Genomic DNA, 14,826 nt, shown 5'->3' on the forward strand with positions numbered 1-14,826 from the left:
AAAAAGAGAAAATATATAGAAGAGCTTTTTGATAGTGCAGGACTTCCCTGTGGACCTGTACTTGATATGAGAGAAGCTATTGAGCAGCCCCAGATAAAGGCGAGAAATATGATGGTTGAAATTGAACATCCAACTATGGGTAAAACAAAATTTCAAGGAGTAACAATTAAGCTGTCAGGAACCCCTGGAAACGTTGATTTTCCAGCTCCGTTACTAGGACAGCACAATAAAGAAATATTTAATTTAAGTGAAGACGAATATGAAAATATGAAGAAAAAAGGTATATTTTAATTTGGAATGTTAAATTGTTTTTGAAATTATATATATTTGCGAAGGAGTGATATTTGTTGGTATTGAATATTTATTCTTCAGGACTGATCATAACAGATTTAAATGGAGTAATTCGAGATTTTAATACTTTAGCTGAAAGCATTTTAAAGAATTCGCAGCTTAAAGGAAAAAACATTAAAGATTATCTTGGAATTATAGATCAAGGAAAATTATATGTAACTGAATGTTCAGACTGTAAGGTTTATATTATTAGATTGGATGGAAAAACAAATGGATTTCTTGAATATGTACTGGAAAACTCCTTTGATGAAATTTTTGTCACGGATGGAAAAGGAATTGCAATTTATTGCAATAGGGCTTTTGAAGAACACTATGGTGTTGATAGAAAAGATATATTAGGGAAAGATGCAAGTTTTCTTGAAAAGCAAGGATTAGTTGACAGGGTTATGGTCCACAGAGTCATTGAATCAAAGGAGACTATAAGTTTTGAACAGCATACTGCAACTGAAAAGACCATATTAAATACTCTTAAGCCCATATTAAATGAAAACCATGAGGTTATATATGTAGTTGAAAATTGCAGGGATATAAGTGAAGCCACCCAACTTAAAAATTCAATTCAGTCAATAAACCGTAAAGTTAGAAAATTTAAAAAGAAGAATGAATATTTCAATACCACAAACTCAGTAAATTCAATGGAATTTAGAAGCGAAAAAATAAAAGAGCTGCTGGTTAGTATAGATAAACTATCTATTAGAGATGTAAATTTGCTGCTGCTTGGAGAATCAGGCACAGGAAAAACATTCCTGGCAAATAGGATACATGACTTAAGCTTAAGGAAGAATAGGCCTTTCGTGACTATAAATTGTACTACCATACCGGAGGAATTAATAGAATCAGAACTATTTGGGTATGAAAAAGGAAGTTTTACAGGGGCGTCTTCAAGTGGGAAAGAAGGTCTTGTAGAACAGGCTAATTCAGGTACACTTTTTTTAGATGAAATTGGAGAACTTCCTTTTACAGTACAGGCAAAATTGCTGCAGCTGGTTCAAGAAAAAACATATATTCCTGTAGGAGCAATCCATCCAAAAAAAATAGATATCAGAATAATTGCAGCTACAAATAAGGATTTGCTCCAATTAGTAAAGAAAGGGAGGTTCAGGGAAGATCTGTATTACAGATTGGCTCTTGGAGTAGTGAGAATTCCACCTCTTAGGGAGAGAAGAGAAGACATAGATGTGCTTCTTAACTACTATTTAAATTTATTTAATAATAAATATGATACTAGAATCAAATTATCTGAGTATTCTAAAGCAGTGCTAAGTAATTATTACTGGCCCGGAAATATAAGGGAACTTGAGCATTTTTTGGAGATATCAGTAATAGGCGCGCCTTTTCCTGATTATATAATTTCTAAAAAAGATTTAGAAAATTTATCTGGTAATGTTATAGAATTGCCTAAAATTGATGGGGAGAATACAAAGATAGATATTATAGAACAAACTGATTCTATGCTATATGAAGTATATGATTTGAATGAAACTATGGACAATTATAAAGCGGAAATTATAAAAAAAGCAAGAAAAATATATAAGAGTTCTTATAAAGTAGCTAGATATTTAAATATCTCACAAAGTACCGCTTCTAGATTAATATTAAAATATTGCAAATAAACTCCAACTAAGCTTAAGTTGGAGTTTTTTTAATACAAATAGATAAGAGGAGTATAATAATATATAAAGTCATAGAAAAGTGTTTATAGGGTTTATAAATGAAAGCTTAAGTTATACGTAAGCCTGGAATTACAAACCCATAAATCATGAGGAGGATTAAAATGGGAATTGCTATAGTAACTGGTGCTTCAAGTGGGCTTGGTAAAGAGTTTGTTTGTCAGATTGCTTCTAAAGAAGAAAATATCAGTGAAATTTGGGTTATTGCTAGAAGAGAAGAACGTCTTAAAGAATTGGCTGACAGAGTTAGTATTCCAATTCAGATTTTATCTCTTGATCTTACTAAAAAAGAAAGTATTGATTATTTAATTGAATGTTTGGAAACTCGAAAACCGCAGGTAGATATGCTGGTAAATTCAGCAGGTTTCGGTAAAATAGGGAGTTATAAGGATATAAGCCGCCAGGACAGTGATAATATGATAGATTTAAATTGTCGTGCTGCTGTTGATGTCACTATAGCGGTATTACCATACATGAAAAAGAAAAGCCGTATTATGGAAATCTGTTCTACAGCTGCCTTCCAGCCTTTTCAATATTTAAACATATATGCAGCTACCAAGGCATTTCTTTACAGGTACAGCAGAGCACTCAGAATAGAATTGCTTCCGAGAGGTATACATGTAACAGCAGTTTGTCCTTACTGGATTAAGGATACTGAATTTATTCCTAAGGCAAAACATAGTGAGGGTGAAGGAAAGATAAGAAATTTCATATTTTCAAGTAAAGTAAAAAGTGTGGCAGCTATGGCACTTAATGACAGTAGAATAGGACTTCCGGTATCAACTCCAGGACCAGTATGTTTCATTCATAGAATAGCAGCTAAATTTATTCCACATGAGATCATGATATGGATATGGGAATTGATAAGAAGATTATAAACTACTAGTATCAATTCTAGTGTCCAATTTGGAGTACATCCTAAATACTTGTATGAATATTTGCTTTGGAATCCATGGGCTCAGATTTCTTGCAAAAAGAACAAATATAAGAAATAAGACCACTCGAAAAAATGAATGGTCTTTATTTTCACCTAATAAATCTAAAATTTCACCTTCATCTATACTCAGGTTTACATTTTTTATTATTTGATTTCCTCCAATACTTTTTTTGAGATTTTTAATTTCTAATATGCTTATTTACAGTGCACTTCGTAATATTTATACTTAAAAACATTTATATTTTAATAATATTTACAATAAGTTAGTCAAATTAAAATATGCTTTTAATACCTTTTTTATAAATTAACATAAAAAGCTTGATTAGTAAAAATAATAAGAAGATTAAACCAATATTAGGAATTAATATATTTTCATTAACAACCAAATATAATATATTTTTATGAAATTGTATGATTTTTGAGTTTGTTAAATTCATTAATATTCCTTTTAGTATTAAATTACTATTTGGAAGCATGTAAAAACTTATTAATAATACTATTGATAAGAAAAAAAACAAAACGGAAGTAAGTTTAGTTTCATATATGTTCCTAATTTTAGAAAAAATAATCTTATTAGATAATTTTGTAAATATTATTGAAGATATAGTAAATGTAACAAATGGCATAAATGAAATAAATATATGAATAATTAAATACGAAAATAATGACCATAAAAGTGATCTATTAAATGGACTACCAAATAATACTACCGCAATAAATAAAATAAAAGTTGAAAGTAATTTTATGATTATAAATGAAGATATATTACATATGATAATGCTTTTTATAGCACTTTTAGTATTATTTATTTTTATGTTTATATATAAAAAAGAAAAAATAGTTAGTATAAAAGGAATTACTATTGAGAAATATTTAGAATTTATATTTTTACTTATAATGCATGCAAAAAAGAATACAAGAATTAAATAAAGTAAAATCATATTACAAATAAGCTTAATCATATTCTTAAAGTTAAATTTATAATATTTATTTTTAGAAGGAAGATTTGATTTCAGATTATTACCTATCAAATTAGAATTACCAAAATTTTTAATTGACAATTTAATGGCTTCCTCTTCGTTATAGCCTTTTTCTAAATATTCATCTTTTAGTAATGAAAGATGTGATAGGATTTCATCTTTTAATTCTAAACTATCATTCTCATTAATACCTCTTTTATCAATAATGTCTTCTACAAATTGTTTAAAATCCAACATGATTAGTTAATCCTCCATACAATTATTTATTAATTTGGTTATTTTGTTCCACTCATTTAGACTCTCTTGTAGAATTTTTTTACCTAATGGTGTGATTGAATAATATTTTCGCTTATAAGTTGAATTGTTATTCTGCCAATAGGATTTAATTAGATTTTTACCCTCTAATCTTTTTAAAGCAGGATATAATGTCCCTTCACCCATAGAGTAAGTCATATTACTTTTTTCTTTAATAATTTTTGAAATTTTATATCCATATAAATCCTTTTTGTTTATTAAAATAAGAATAAGTATATCGATACTTCCTTTCATAATTTGTTTATTCATAATTAAAGTACCTCGTATTACGATGATATCATAACACAATATTACCATTTGAATAATTAAATGTCAATCAATATAATATAAGGAAGATTAATATAAACGAATATTTTATAAAAAATCTAAATTTACAATAATTATTGTAGTATAAAGGAAATCATCAACAGCTAATCAAAGATTCGTAACTATATAAAAGACCATATAAGAAACAATAGGATGATTACATCAGAAGTGTTACTAATAAAATTAATACTATTACCTGTATTTATTCTTATTGAGTAATTTGTTTTGTGATTAGTATGAATTTTGCTGCTGGTTATTAATGAAAAGCTACTGGCTAGAAATAATAAATATAATTAAAGAAGGTCTTTTTTTATAAGTGTCGAATATGTATATAAAATGGATATCTAATCAAGGTATTGTAAAACCTATAAATAGGTATAGGGTTATAAATGAAAGCTTACGTATAACCTAAGCTTGGAATTACAAACCCTATATTTTATACGGAAATATATACATAAAATTTGAATATAAGATGACAAATTTACATTATCGATTAATTTAAATATAATTTTAAATAATAGGAGGAAATATTAATGAGTGAGCAAGAAAAAGTTTTTGAGAAATTAAATGAATTAAATATTAAATATGAAGTTACAAACCATCCGGCTGTTTTTACAATAGAGGAAATGGATGATTTGGGGATTACTGACAAAGGAGATGTATGTAAAAATTTATTTCTTAGAGATGAAAAAGGTAAAAGACATTTTCTTGTAGTTTTAGATAAAGATAAGAAAGCTGATTTAAAAAGTCTTCAAAAGCAATTGGGTTCCACAAGGCTTAGTTTTGCATCAGCTGAAAGACTTGATAAATATTTGAAGCTTAAGAAAGGGGAAGTAACACCACTTGGAGTAATAAATGATATAAATGCCTCCGTAGAAGTAGTATTTGATAAGATTCTTATAGGTAAAGATAAGCTTGGAGTTCATCCTAATGATAATACTGCAACGGTTTGGATTTCTTTTGAAGACTTGAAAAAGCTAATAGAGCAAAATCAAAATAATATTAAATATGTAACTATTTAAATTAGATAGTGTAAAATGAGTTACTACGTGGTTCTATAATATATAAAATTACATAAATGACAGTTCGGAACCATCCTGTCTATAAACAAAACTATGGATTGATGCTATTGACAGTTCAATTACAATAGTCTATTTGTGATATATAAGGTGGGGAAATTTCTTCACCTTTTTATATTGTCTCTGTTATTTTAGATATAGATTGTGTGAGGGTGGCATTTAACGTTTCTTATACTTTTAAATTTTTAAACAGGCTAGGAGAGATAATATGAGTGCTTTACCGAAATTGGAAAGATATGGACAAATTACTGAGAGGCTTCCCAGGGAAATTGTGCTTTTAAGGGGAAGCGGGTGTTTTTGGGGAAAGTGTATTTTCTGCGATTACCATCTGGATCAGGACAGCAGTGCCTTTAGAAATTATAAGCTGAATTCTGAAGTGCTCAGGAGAGTTACGGGAAAATATGGAGTACTTCAGGTAATTAATTCCGGAAGTACGAGTGAACTGGATGTCTGTACTGTGTTTGAGCTCATCAGGTTGTGCAGGGAGAAGAACATAAAACAGGTTATTTTTGAGGGACATGTGAAATATGAGGAGAATATAGAGCTTTTTAAAGAACGGTTTTCTCCTGTTGAGCTGAAGTTCATAGTAGGTGCGGAGACCTTTGATGTGGATTACAGGGAAAATGTACTCCACAAGGGAATTGGACCGAGAAAAGCATGTGATTTCAAAAATTTTGACTGGGTGAATCTTCTCTTTGGAATGAGGGGACAGACACTTGAAGCTCTTAAAAAAGATGTAAAGCTTGCACTTGAATACTTTGAAAGGGTAACGGTGAATGTATTTTGTGAAAACAGCACTGAGGTAAAGAGAGACAATAAGCTTGTAGATGAATTTTATAACAGTGAACTGTTCAGAACCTTACAGACAACCTATTATAGTAGAGTAGAGGTGCTGGATGATATAGATGCCAGATGTAATGCAGATCTGGACGGAGTTGGAGGTAAGATAAATGAGTAGAACTGGTAAACTGGTAAAATTGGCTGTAGTGGCTGCAATATATATAGTGGTAACTATTGCATTGGGGCAGCTTTCCTATTGGGGTCCCATAGGGTTTAGAATCAGTGAAGTGCTTAACTTTCTTGCCTTTATAGATCCTTTTTATATAATATCTCTTACTTTAGGATGTGCAATATCGAATTTTTACAGCTTCAGTATAGTGGACGTTTTCGTGGGCAGCTTTGCAACTTTTGTTGCCACCTATGCTATGTGGAAAACCAAGAATATGGCGGTTTCGATTATATGGCCTGTTTTAGGAAGTGCGGCTATAGCGGAGGAACTTCATGTATTGTACAAGGTGCCTTTTTTCTATACATTTTTTACCCAGGCGGTGGGAGAACTGGCAGTTATGATTTTGGGATATTTTTTATTCAAAAAGATATTTAAAAATTCCGCATTCTTGGATAGAATAAAGATAAAGCTTGATAATAAAAAATTGGAGAGCATAAAATTACAAAACATAAAAAAGGGCTAGTTATTCAAATGTCAGAGTTCAATATCAAATCTTGTTGGTTTTCGAACTTATCCGAAAATCCTCATTAATTGTGCATTGTGAACTGTGAATTGTGAGCTGAATAAAAGGGGGAACCTGTATTATGGGGAAGAATCTTCTGAGTATTGATTGGGATTATTTCATTCCTATAAAGAGGAAATGGTGTGGTTCCTATATTGAAAACAGAAGAAATAATATTAATATATGGTATAAGAGATATTTTGAAGATATGAAAAATGGAGAAAATGTAGAAAAATCAGTTAGAACGGGTAGAGAACTCATAGGATTTTGGAATAGAATCAAGAGATACTTTATTATAAAAAAGGAGATGAAGATGTATGTATCTGATTCCCATAAAATTTCCTATTATATAGCAAAAGACAACAAATGTGATAAAGTGATAAATTTTGATGCTCATTCAGATCTAGGATATGGAGGACTGAAGTCCCTTAATTTTGAACTGAATTGCGGTAATTGGCTCGGAAAATTATTAAAAAATAAAATAGTTCAGAAGGTAAGCATAATTTACAGTCCATATACCTACGAGAGCAAGAAGGAATTTAAGGAAATAAACGAAAAATTTCATGTAAGTTATCATGAAACGGAGGACTTTAAGGACAAAATAGCTGTGGACTATATTCACATATGCAGATCGGGAAGCTGGACACCTCCTTGGTTGGATGCAGAATTTTATGGATTCATAAAGAGTTTGAATAGACCCTATAAGATATTTAAATGCCCAAAAAGAGAATGGGATCCAAAAGGACTTACTCTTTCCGATAAAATATATATAACACTCTAATATTCTATTTTTAGGGGGATTGATAATGTGGTTGAAAATTTTGAAGTAAAGAACAAGGCCGGGAAAGTCCTGAGGGGGATTATAAATAGACCTGAAATAGAGTATAAAATGCCGTGCATAATTTTCTGCCATGGATTTATGGGGAACAAGCTGGGCCATGATTTTATGTTTGTGAAAATAGCCAGGATTTTAGAAAGTATGGGAGTAGTTTCTGTAAGATTTGATTTTGCCGGTAGTGGTGAGAGTGATGGTGATTTTTTGGATTTGACGATATCTGGAGAGATTGAAGACTGCAGTTCAGTTATTGATTATGTAAATTCAATTTATTATGTAGACAAAAATAAAATAAATATCTTGGGATTCAGTATGGGCGGTGCAGTTGCAGCAGTAATTGCCTGTAATTATTCAAATTTAATTAAAAATACTGTTCTTATAAGTCCTGCATTCAATATGTATGATGTATTTATAAATGAAGTGAGAGGGAGCAAACTGGAAAAATTTCTGCACACTGGATATATAGAATTTGAAAATAACCGGCTTTATAAGAGTGCTGTAGAAGATGCATTTAACTATAATTTTTTTGATTATTTGAAAGGAATAATGGGAAAGGTACTAATAGTTCAGGGAACGGAGGATCAATCAGTGCCGCCTCTTTATTCCAAGCGGATTAAAGAAATGCTGGAAGATAAAGCTTTTTTAAAGTTTGTTTCCGGAGCTGATCACTGCTATTCAAGTGTGGCCTATTTTAAGCAGCTGGCAGACAACATAGTGGATTTTACAAAAAAATATATAATATAAATTATTTATATATTTTGGACTTCCCATTTCAGAGAAATCAGAAATGGGAAGTCCCAGTAAATAATGGCCTATTTTTTATAAAATCTCTTTATGGTAGAGCATACAAAGTCCACTTCATTTTCTGTTATCTCAGGATATATTGGAAGTGCCAGTATTTCCTTTGATACTTTTTCAGCTACCGGAAAATCACCTTCTTTATATTTTAAATAATTAAAGCATTTTTGAAGGTGAAGTGGGATTGGATAATATATGCTCGTGCCTATATTATTTTGTTTTAAATATGCAGCCAGTTTATCACGACTTTGTGCCAATATGTTAAATACATAATATACGGGTCTTTGTTCTCCTTTTACACTAGGTATTTTTATATAGTCACAGTTATCAAGTCTCTCTTTATACCAAGTTGAGACTTTTTCCCTTTTTTCAATAGCTTCATCTACATATTTTAATTTAACTGACAGTACAGCGGCCTGTATTGTATCAAGTCTTGAATTATAACCCAAATAGTCATAGTGATATTTCTTGGAAGCTCCATGAACCCGGAACATCTTTGCCATTTCAGCCAGTTTGGCGTCATTTGTAACTATCATTCCTCCATCACCGTATCCACCTAAAGTTTTAGTTGGGAAAAAAGAAAATATACCCATGTCACCTATGGTACCCGAATGTCTATATACATCATTGTTCTTGCCCTTCCATTTCATACCAAAGGCTTCTGCAGCATCTTCAAGTACGACTAAATTGTTCTTAGAAGCCAGATCGGTTACCTTATCCATATCCGACATCTGAGAAAATAGATGTATGGGAAGTATACCCACAGTGTTGGGGCTTATTTTTTCTTCAATTTTATTGGCATCTATATTAAATGTGTCTTCATCTATATCTACAAAGACAGGTTTTGCACCGCCTTTAGCTATACAGGAAGTAGAAGCAAGAAAAGTAAAGGGAGAAGTTATTACTTCCTTTCCATTTTTGAATCCCAGTATGTCTGAAGATATAACCAATGCATCCGTTCCTGAAGCTACGGAAACTGCATATTTAGCACCGGTGTATTTTTTTATGGCATCTTCAAAATCAGTAACTTCTCTGCCCATTATGAAATTTCCGCTGTTTAATACAGAATGTATTGCTCTGTTGAATTCATCCTTTTTTTCAGTATATTCTCTTGTAGGTGTAAAAAATTTAACTTCCATATATATTTACCTCACTTTCTCTACTACTTTAATGAGTTCCTGTGCTACATATTCAGCATCTTCTGGTAAAAGTGTTGAATAGAGGGGAAGAGTTATTTCATTTGCATATTGTGAATAGGTATTTGGATAATTGTCTATAGAATATCCAAGATTTCTATAAGCTGTGAACATTGGCAGAGGTGTAAAATGTACATTTGTAGCAATGCCTTTTTCTGCAAGAATCTGTATTACACTATTTCTATTTTCTTCAGTAAAATCTCTCAGTCTAAGTGGATATAGATGATAGGATGTAACCTTATCATCATTTTTTTCAAAAGGAATGATTGCCCAATCTTTATCTTTCAATGCATTGGTATAAATATCGAATATGTTTTTACGCTTTTTTAAAATATTTTCGTATCTGGAAAGCTGAACGAGACCTATTGAAGCGTTTATATCAGCCATATTGCATTTTGATCCGACAAACAACACATCATATTGCCATGCTCCTGCTTTGGTCTTTGAAAGAGCGTCCTTGGATTGACCGTTTAAAGACATCAGTTTAAGTTCCCTGAGAAGATCTTTTTTGCCAAACAGATGATTGTCATTAAAAGTTACTGCTCCACCTTCGGCAGTGGTAAGGTTTTTTACTGCATGAAAGGAAAAAACATGGGCATCTACCTGGTCTCCAACTTTTTTCCCTTTGTAGGATGCACCAAAAGCATGAGCAGAATCGGATACCAGGAGTATATCTTCACGTCCCTTATCCTTTAAAACCTGTTTTATGGCATCATAATCCACTGGTACTCCTGCAAAGTCTACAGAATATATGGCCTTTGTATTTGGTTTTATAGCGTCATACAATTTTTCAGGGTCAATTAAAAAATCGTCTTTTTTTACATCTACAAAGGTGGGAAGTATCCCGCAGTGAATAGCTGCACTGGCGGTTGAAGTATAAGTATAGGGAGTGGTTATTACGTCATCACCTTTTTTTATATCAAATACCTTGAGTAGAATTTCAAGGCCTGCAGTGGCATTTGCCAGTGCGAGAGCATGATTTGAACCACAGTATTCAGATATCTTTTTTTCAAATTCAGCAGTTTTAGGTCCCGTAGTTATCCATCCGGATTTTAAAACATCTACTACTGCGTCTATTTCAGCTTGTGTAATATCTGGAGGAGAAAAGGGAATTTTTTTATTCATAAATATCAAGTCCTTTCTACTTTTAATTTTTAGTCTGATAGTTAACATTGCTAACACGTAGTGGGTGAACTCCACATGAATTTAAGGCTCACTTGATTTAATACCTTGAAAAAAACCAGTGTCCTTTGTTATATAAATATATCCATTTTTGTCTATCTCAGACTGTAAAAAGTTTTTGAGATTGTGGAGTTCGGTTTCATCAAGTATATTTTTTGTATTACCTGGCATTGAAAATATATAATCTGCAAGAGGGCCGGAGGAAGTTACCTTCAGGTTGTCCTTGTATCTTTTTAAAGTTACATTTTTAAACCATTTTGAAACTTCTGCAAGACCATTTTCAAGTTGAAATTTTTCTGTAAGATTCCAACTGTCTGTAGTTATTTCCTGTGAATTAAATCTTTTGACAATATCCCTCATTTCTTTCATATGATTTTTACCAACTGTAGAGGCATAAAAATATCCATTGGGTTTTAAAACCCTGTAAATCTCTGAAAAAGCCTTGCCTATATCGGTTACGTGGTAAAGCATATGGTTGGCGATTACTACGTCAAAACTGTTTTTACTATAGGGGATGTCCTGTGCATCTACTAATTTAAATTTAAATCTCTTTGAATTCAAATTTTTTTTTGCATCTTCCAGCATACCCGCAGAAAAATCAGTGAGAGTTATATCCCATGCTTTTGGAATTTTACACAAATTTTTTGCCCATAATTCGCCGTTGCCACAGCCAAGTTCCAATACAGTGGCTTTATCCGGTAGATTTAATTGTTCGAAAAACCAGTTCATCCAACCCTGTTTGTTAGTGCTGAAAAGTTCATGTATTCTAATTCTGGCATTTAAATTGGAGGCATTTTCATATTGTTCTATCCATTTTTGATCTATATTTATTACATTTATTATGTTTATGAATTTATTCCAATTCAATTCTTTATTTTGGTCCAGCATACAGACAGCCTCGTCTATGGATTTTATTACAGTCTTAATGTGATATATTTTTTCTTTCATTATCTCTTTTTGTATTTCCAAAGATTTTTTTAAATCGTTGTGATTTATATCGTAATTCATTATCCTGGAAATATCTTCGAGAGAAAGCCCTATAAACTTAAGAGTCATTATCTTTTGCAGTTTGCTAAAATCCTCAAAACTGTACAATCTATGTCCATATTCATTATAAGAACATGGTTTTAAAAGGCCAATTTTATCATAATATCTTAAAGTTCTCAAAGTGACACCAGATTTTTTGGCAAATTGACCTATACTAACTAAGTCAGATTTTGGAACAGACACAGTAAATCACCTCTACTTAAACTATTGTACCACATTACGTAAGGTAAGGTGCAATACCCTATTTTATGATTGTATTTGGATATCAATTTCAAGTTATGGATATATTAAAAGTCCAAGATATGACGGTATTTTCACATATACATGATTTAAATATATAGCTGCATGCTACTGTGACAAAATATTTGCTATGGATAACGTAGTCTATGTGCCATAGACAAAGTTAGGCCGTATCGAGATTTTTGCAAATCAAATCTGGATACGGCTGCTATTTTTAATTAACGTTACTTTTTTATATAGGCATTTTCTGGATGAATGTCATATAGAAATAAAATAGAAAATTATTTAATTGTTGACGGCAGATTTATTTCAAAAGGACCAATTGAAGAAAAAGATCCGTTGATTTCATTTAATTGTAAATTATCGCCTATATCTTTTTCCTTTTGAAGAATATGTTTAATTGTACTATTATGTGATCTACAGTGATTGTTTCCATTTTGTCCTATGGTAACACTTCCCAAGTACATATCCCAAGTTTGCAATTTTGAACTGCTGTCATTTATATAACTGTAAATTAGTTCTACAGTGTTATCTGATAGGCGTTCAATACTGACGATTTTATACTTGATTCCCTTATATTCACCAGTTTTATTTAAAATGCTTTTTCCTGATTTGGGAACATCCAAGTCTATCTTAAAATCATTATTTTTACCCATGTAATCATTTTGAACATGATATACTACCTTTGGAACAGTTAATTTTAGCTTTTTACCGGTAAGCTTGCTCAAATCAAATAAAGATTCATTTCCCTGGTCTAAATAGTTGGTATTGTTATGTCCGTATACTGCGTTATTATATTCATCAGAAATTATAATGAGGGAATCCTGTATGGAATTATTATTTATTAATTTTGTACTAGTTGGTTCCTTGAATCCCCATTGCTTGCCTTCTTCAAAGGTTCCACAATTAACTTTATCTATTCTTTTAGATTTAAAATCTGGTAAGGTATCTGTAAAATAGTAATCTACTTTTAAAATATTTCCCTCCTTTTTTAATGAAGTCACATTTAATGTAGTTATTCCATTAGTTGCAGTATATAAGATTTTTGATTCAGGAGCTTCTTTAAAATCAGAATTTTTTAGCTTGAAAGCTGCTTTAGTAAATTTCCTATCATTATCTAGAATACTTAAAGTATAATTATTGGAGTTTTTTACTTTGCCATTGTACTCTAGCCTATATGAGCCTATATGATTATCTGGCATCATGGCAAGATTATCACTCCTGTGAAGTTCATAGGAATTGCCCTGTTTGTCTCTAATAATGTAATAAGAGGGTTTAAGTTCTTCTGGTTCAATGGTTAAAGTAACTACGATTTTGTTTTTGTCTACATACATATTAGCTAAAGTTATATTACCCTGTTTAAGACTGTTTTTAAGAATTTTCGGGGTATCTGAAGAGATCTTTACTTCTCCAATGCCGGATATAACAGTGAATTTTTCTATCATGTTAGCTAAGACATCTTTCTGGGATATAATTATAGGACTAGCTATCAAGAGGATAATAGCTGCCGCAACAAAATTTCTTTTAACTTTGGATTCTTTAGGATTTACTTTGTCAATAATATTTTTGCAGATTCTTTTCTTTTCAATTTTATTAAGTTCTATATTGCTAAATTCATTTTCCCTTATATTAACATCATTTAAAAGCATTAATACATCATCTTTATTTAAATTTAATTTCATTTTGATACCTCCATTTCACCTGAAATATTTAATTTTTTTATGAGTGAGTTTTTAGTGCGCCATAATCTATTGTAAACAGCACCTTTTGATAAATTAAAATTTTTACATAGACTTTCCATATCTTGATCTAAAATATATTTTCGTATAAATAGTTCTCTGTCCAATTTATGCTCATATTGTAAAAGCTTTATTAATTCTTCTTTTTTTTCCTTTGATATATACTCGCTTTCAATATCAGTCTTGGAGATTAAGGTTTGTTCTTCTATTTGAAGGTTATTCTGCTTATATAAGGTTCTTTTATAATCTATAGCCTTATATTTACTTACAGCTAAAAGCCAATTTTTAAATGAAGATTTTTTAGAATTATATAAGTGGCTTTTATTCCATATTAAAAGATATATATCATTAATACATTCTTTTGCATTTTCATAATTATCATTTCCAAGTACATCTAGTACAATTTTAAAAACTAAATTGCAGTAAGTATTAATTATGTATTCCAGGGCTGCAGGATTTTTTTTCTTAAGTTCTAATAAAAAGTTTTTATCATTGATTTTCATCTTTAACTCCTTCCGTCTTATTATCTCACTAATTAATACGAATAATATGGTTAGTATTTCACTTGATGTTGGAAAAAAATATTACTTTTCATGCGTTTATACTGAAGAAATGAAATATTATTTATAAAATGATGTGT

General features: G+C 30.8%; 15 protein-coding genes. 8 read left to right on the top strand and 7 right to left on the bottom strand.

The genetic code is table 11. The features are described from left to right. From LN736_RS15580 to LN736_RS15590, 3 genes are all read left to right on the top strand, one after another. On the top strand, nt 1-291 hold a 291-nt coding region (locus LN736_RS15580), incomplete at its 5' end, for a CoA transferase (RefSeq protein WP_229981937.1). 56 nt (nt 292-347) lie between these two features. Continuing rightward, a complete protein-coding gene (locus tag LN736_RS15585) occupies nt 348-1,964 on the top strand; it encodes a sigma-54 interaction domain-containing protein (protein WP_162920278.1) in 1,617 nt (538 codons plus the stop codon). Nucleotides 1,965-2,125: 161 nt separating this feature from the next. Continuing rightward, nucleotides 2,126-2,899: an SDR family NAD(P)-dependent oxidoreductase gene (locus tag LN736_RS15590; protein ID WP_119972295.1), complete on the top strand. Its 774-nt coding sequence runs from the start codon at nt 2,126-2,128 to the stop codon at nt 2,897-2,899. A 331-nt stretch (nt 2,900-3,230) separates the two neighbouring features. On the opposite strand, the gene LN736_RS15595 is transcribed toward LN736_RS15590, so the two are convergent. Next, nucleotides 3,231-4,175, bottom strand: a complete 945-nt coding sequence (locus tag LN736_RS15595) for a permease prefix domain 1-containing protein (protein ID WP_229981938.1) — start codon at nt 4,173-4,175, stop codon at nt 3,231-3,233. A 6-nt stretch (nt 4,176-4,181) separates the two neighbouring features. Next, nucleotides 4,182-4,502: a PadR family transcriptional regulator gene (locus tag LN736_RS15600; protein WP_119972289.1), complete on the bottom strand. Its 321-nt coding sequence runs from the start codon at nt 4,500-4,502 to the stop codon at nt 4,182-4,184. 590 nt (nt 4,503-5,092) lie between these two features. Here LN736_RS15600 and LN736_RS15605 point away from each other — a divergent pair. The 5 genes from LN736_RS15605 (at nt 5,093) to LN736_RS15625 (ending at nt 8,728) form a co-directional block, all read left to right on the top strand. After that, nucleotides 5,093-5,581: a prolyl-tRNA synthetase associated domain-containing protein gene (locus tag LN736_RS15605; RefSeq protein WP_229981939.1), complete on the top strand. Its 489-nt coding sequence runs from the start codon at nt 5,093-5,095 to the stop codon at nt 5,579-5,581. Between the two features lie 265 nt (nt 5,582-5,846). Then, entirely contained in the window at nt 5,847-6,596 is a 750-nt protein-coding gene (locus LN736_RS15610) for a hypothetical protein (protein ID WP_229981940.1), read from the top strand. Beyond that, the gene (locus LN736_RS15615) at nt 6,589-7,110 is read left to right on the top strand and encodes a QueT transporter family protein (RefSeq protein ID WP_229981941.1); all 522 of its coding nucleotides are present in this window, start codon (nt 6,589-6,591) and stop codon (nt 7,108-7,110) included. The genes LN736_RS15610 and LN736_RS15615 overlap by 8 nt, the downstream gene beginning before the upstream one ends. Nucleotides 7,111-7,231: 121 nt before the next feature. After that, on the top strand, nt 7,232-7,930 hold the full coding sequence (locus LN736_RS15620) for an arginase (RefSeq protein ID WP_150358393.1): 699 nt from the start codon (nt 7,232-7,234) through the stop codon (nt 7,928-7,930). Between the two features lie 27 nt (nt 7,931-7,957). After that, entirely contained in the window at nt 7,958-8,728 is a 771-nt protein-coding gene (locus LN736_RS15625; protein WP_179977648.1) for an alpha/beta hydrolase family protein, read from the top strand. A 68-nt stretch (nt 8,729-8,796) separates the two neighbouring features. Here LN736_RS15625 and LN736_RS15630 read toward each other — a convergent pair whose 3' ends face one another. The 5 genes from LN736_RS15630 to LN736_RS15655 all read right to left on the bottom strand — a co-directional run bounded on the left by LN736_RS15630 (nt 8,797) and on the right by LN736_RS15655 (nt 14,689). Next, on the bottom strand, nt 8,797-9,921 hold the full coding sequence (locus tag LN736_RS15630) for a DegT/DnrJ/EryC1/StrS family aminotransferase (RefSeq protein WP_150358550.1): 1,125 nt from the start codon (nt 9,919-9,921) through the stop codon (nt 8,797-8,799). A 6-nt stretch (nt 9,922-9,927) separates the two neighbouring features. Then, nucleotides 9,928-11,103 carry a DegT/DnrJ/EryC1/StrS family aminotransferase gene (locus LN736_RS15635; protein ID WP_150358551.1) on the bottom strand — a complete coding sequence of 392 codons (1,176 nt, stop codon included), beginning with the start codon at nt 11,101-11,103 and terminating at the stop codon, nt 9,928-9,930. 81 nt (nt 11,104-11,184) lie between these two features. Then, entirely contained in the window at nt 11,185-12,390 is a 1,206-nt protein-coding gene (locus tag LN736_RS15640; RefSeq protein ID WP_179977647.1) for a MerR family transcriptional regulator, read from the bottom strand. A gap of 338 nt (nt 12,391-12,728) precedes the next feature. Continuing rightward, nucleotides 12,729-14,129 carry a hypothetical protein gene (locus tag LN736_RS15650; RefSeq protein WP_150358553.1) on the bottom strand — a complete coding sequence of 467 codons (1,401 nt, stop codon included), beginning with the start codon at nt 14,127-14,129 and terminating at the stop codon, nt 12,729-12,731. Continuing rightward, on the bottom strand, nt 14,126-14,689 hold the full coding sequence (locus tag LN736_RS15655) for a sigma-70 family RNA polymerase sigma factor (protein ID WP_150358554.1): 564 nt from the start codon (nt 14,687-14,689) through the stop codon (nt 14,126-14,128). The genes LN736_RS15650 and LN736_RS15655 overlap by 4 nt, the downstream gene beginning before the upstream one ends. Nucleotides 14,690-14,826: the final 137 nt, after the last annotated feature.

The organism is Clostridium aromativorans (genome assembly GCF_020908015.1).
GTDB lineage: Bacteria > Bacillota > Clostridia > Clostridiales > Clostridiaceae > Clostridium_B > Clostridium_B aromativorans.

Coding starts and splice junctions, on each gene's coding strand:
- LN736_RS15630 (WP_150358550.1), bottom strand. CDS start 9,921: ATGGAAGTTAAATTTTTTACACCTACAAGAGAATATACTGAAAAAAAG.
- LN736_RS15650 (WP_150358553.1), bottom strand. CDS start 14,129: ATGAAATTAAATTTAAATAAAGATGATGTATTAATGCTTTTAAATGAT.
- LN736_RS15610 (WP_229981940.1), top strand. CDS start 5,847: ATGAGTGCTTTACCGAAATTGGAAAGATATGGACAAATTACTGAGAGG.
- LN736_RS15655 (WP_150358554.1), bottom strand. CDS start 14,689: ATGAAAATCAATGATAAAAACTTTTTATTAGAACTTAAGAAAAAAAAT.
- LN736_RS15595 (WP_229981938.1), bottom strand. CDS start 4,175: ATGTTGGATTTTAAACAATTTGTAGAAGACATTATTGATAAAAGAGGT.
- LN736_RS15590 (WP_119972295.1), top strand. CDS start 2,126: ATGGGAATTGCTATAGTAACTGGTGCTTCAAGTGGGCTTGGTAAAGAG.
- LN736_RS15600 (WP_119972289.1), bottom strand. CDS start 4,502: ATGAATAAACAAATTATGAAAGGAAGTATCGATATACTTATTCTTATT.
- LN736_RS15605 (WP_229981939.1), top strand. CDS start 5,093: ATGAGTGAGCAAGAAAAAGTTTTTGAGAAATTAAATGAATTAAATATT.
- LN736_RS15615 (WP_229981941.1), top strand. CDS start 6,589: ATGAGTAGAACTGGTAAACTGGTAAAATTGGCTGTAGTGGCTGCAATA.
- LN736_RS15620 (WP_150358393.1), top strand. CDS start 7,232: ATGGGGAAGAATCTTCTGAGTATTGATTGGGATTATTTCATTCCTATA.
- LN736_RS15635 (WP_150358551.1), bottom strand. CDS start 11,103: ATGAATAAAAAAATTCCCTTTTCTCCTCCAGATATTACACAAGCTGAA.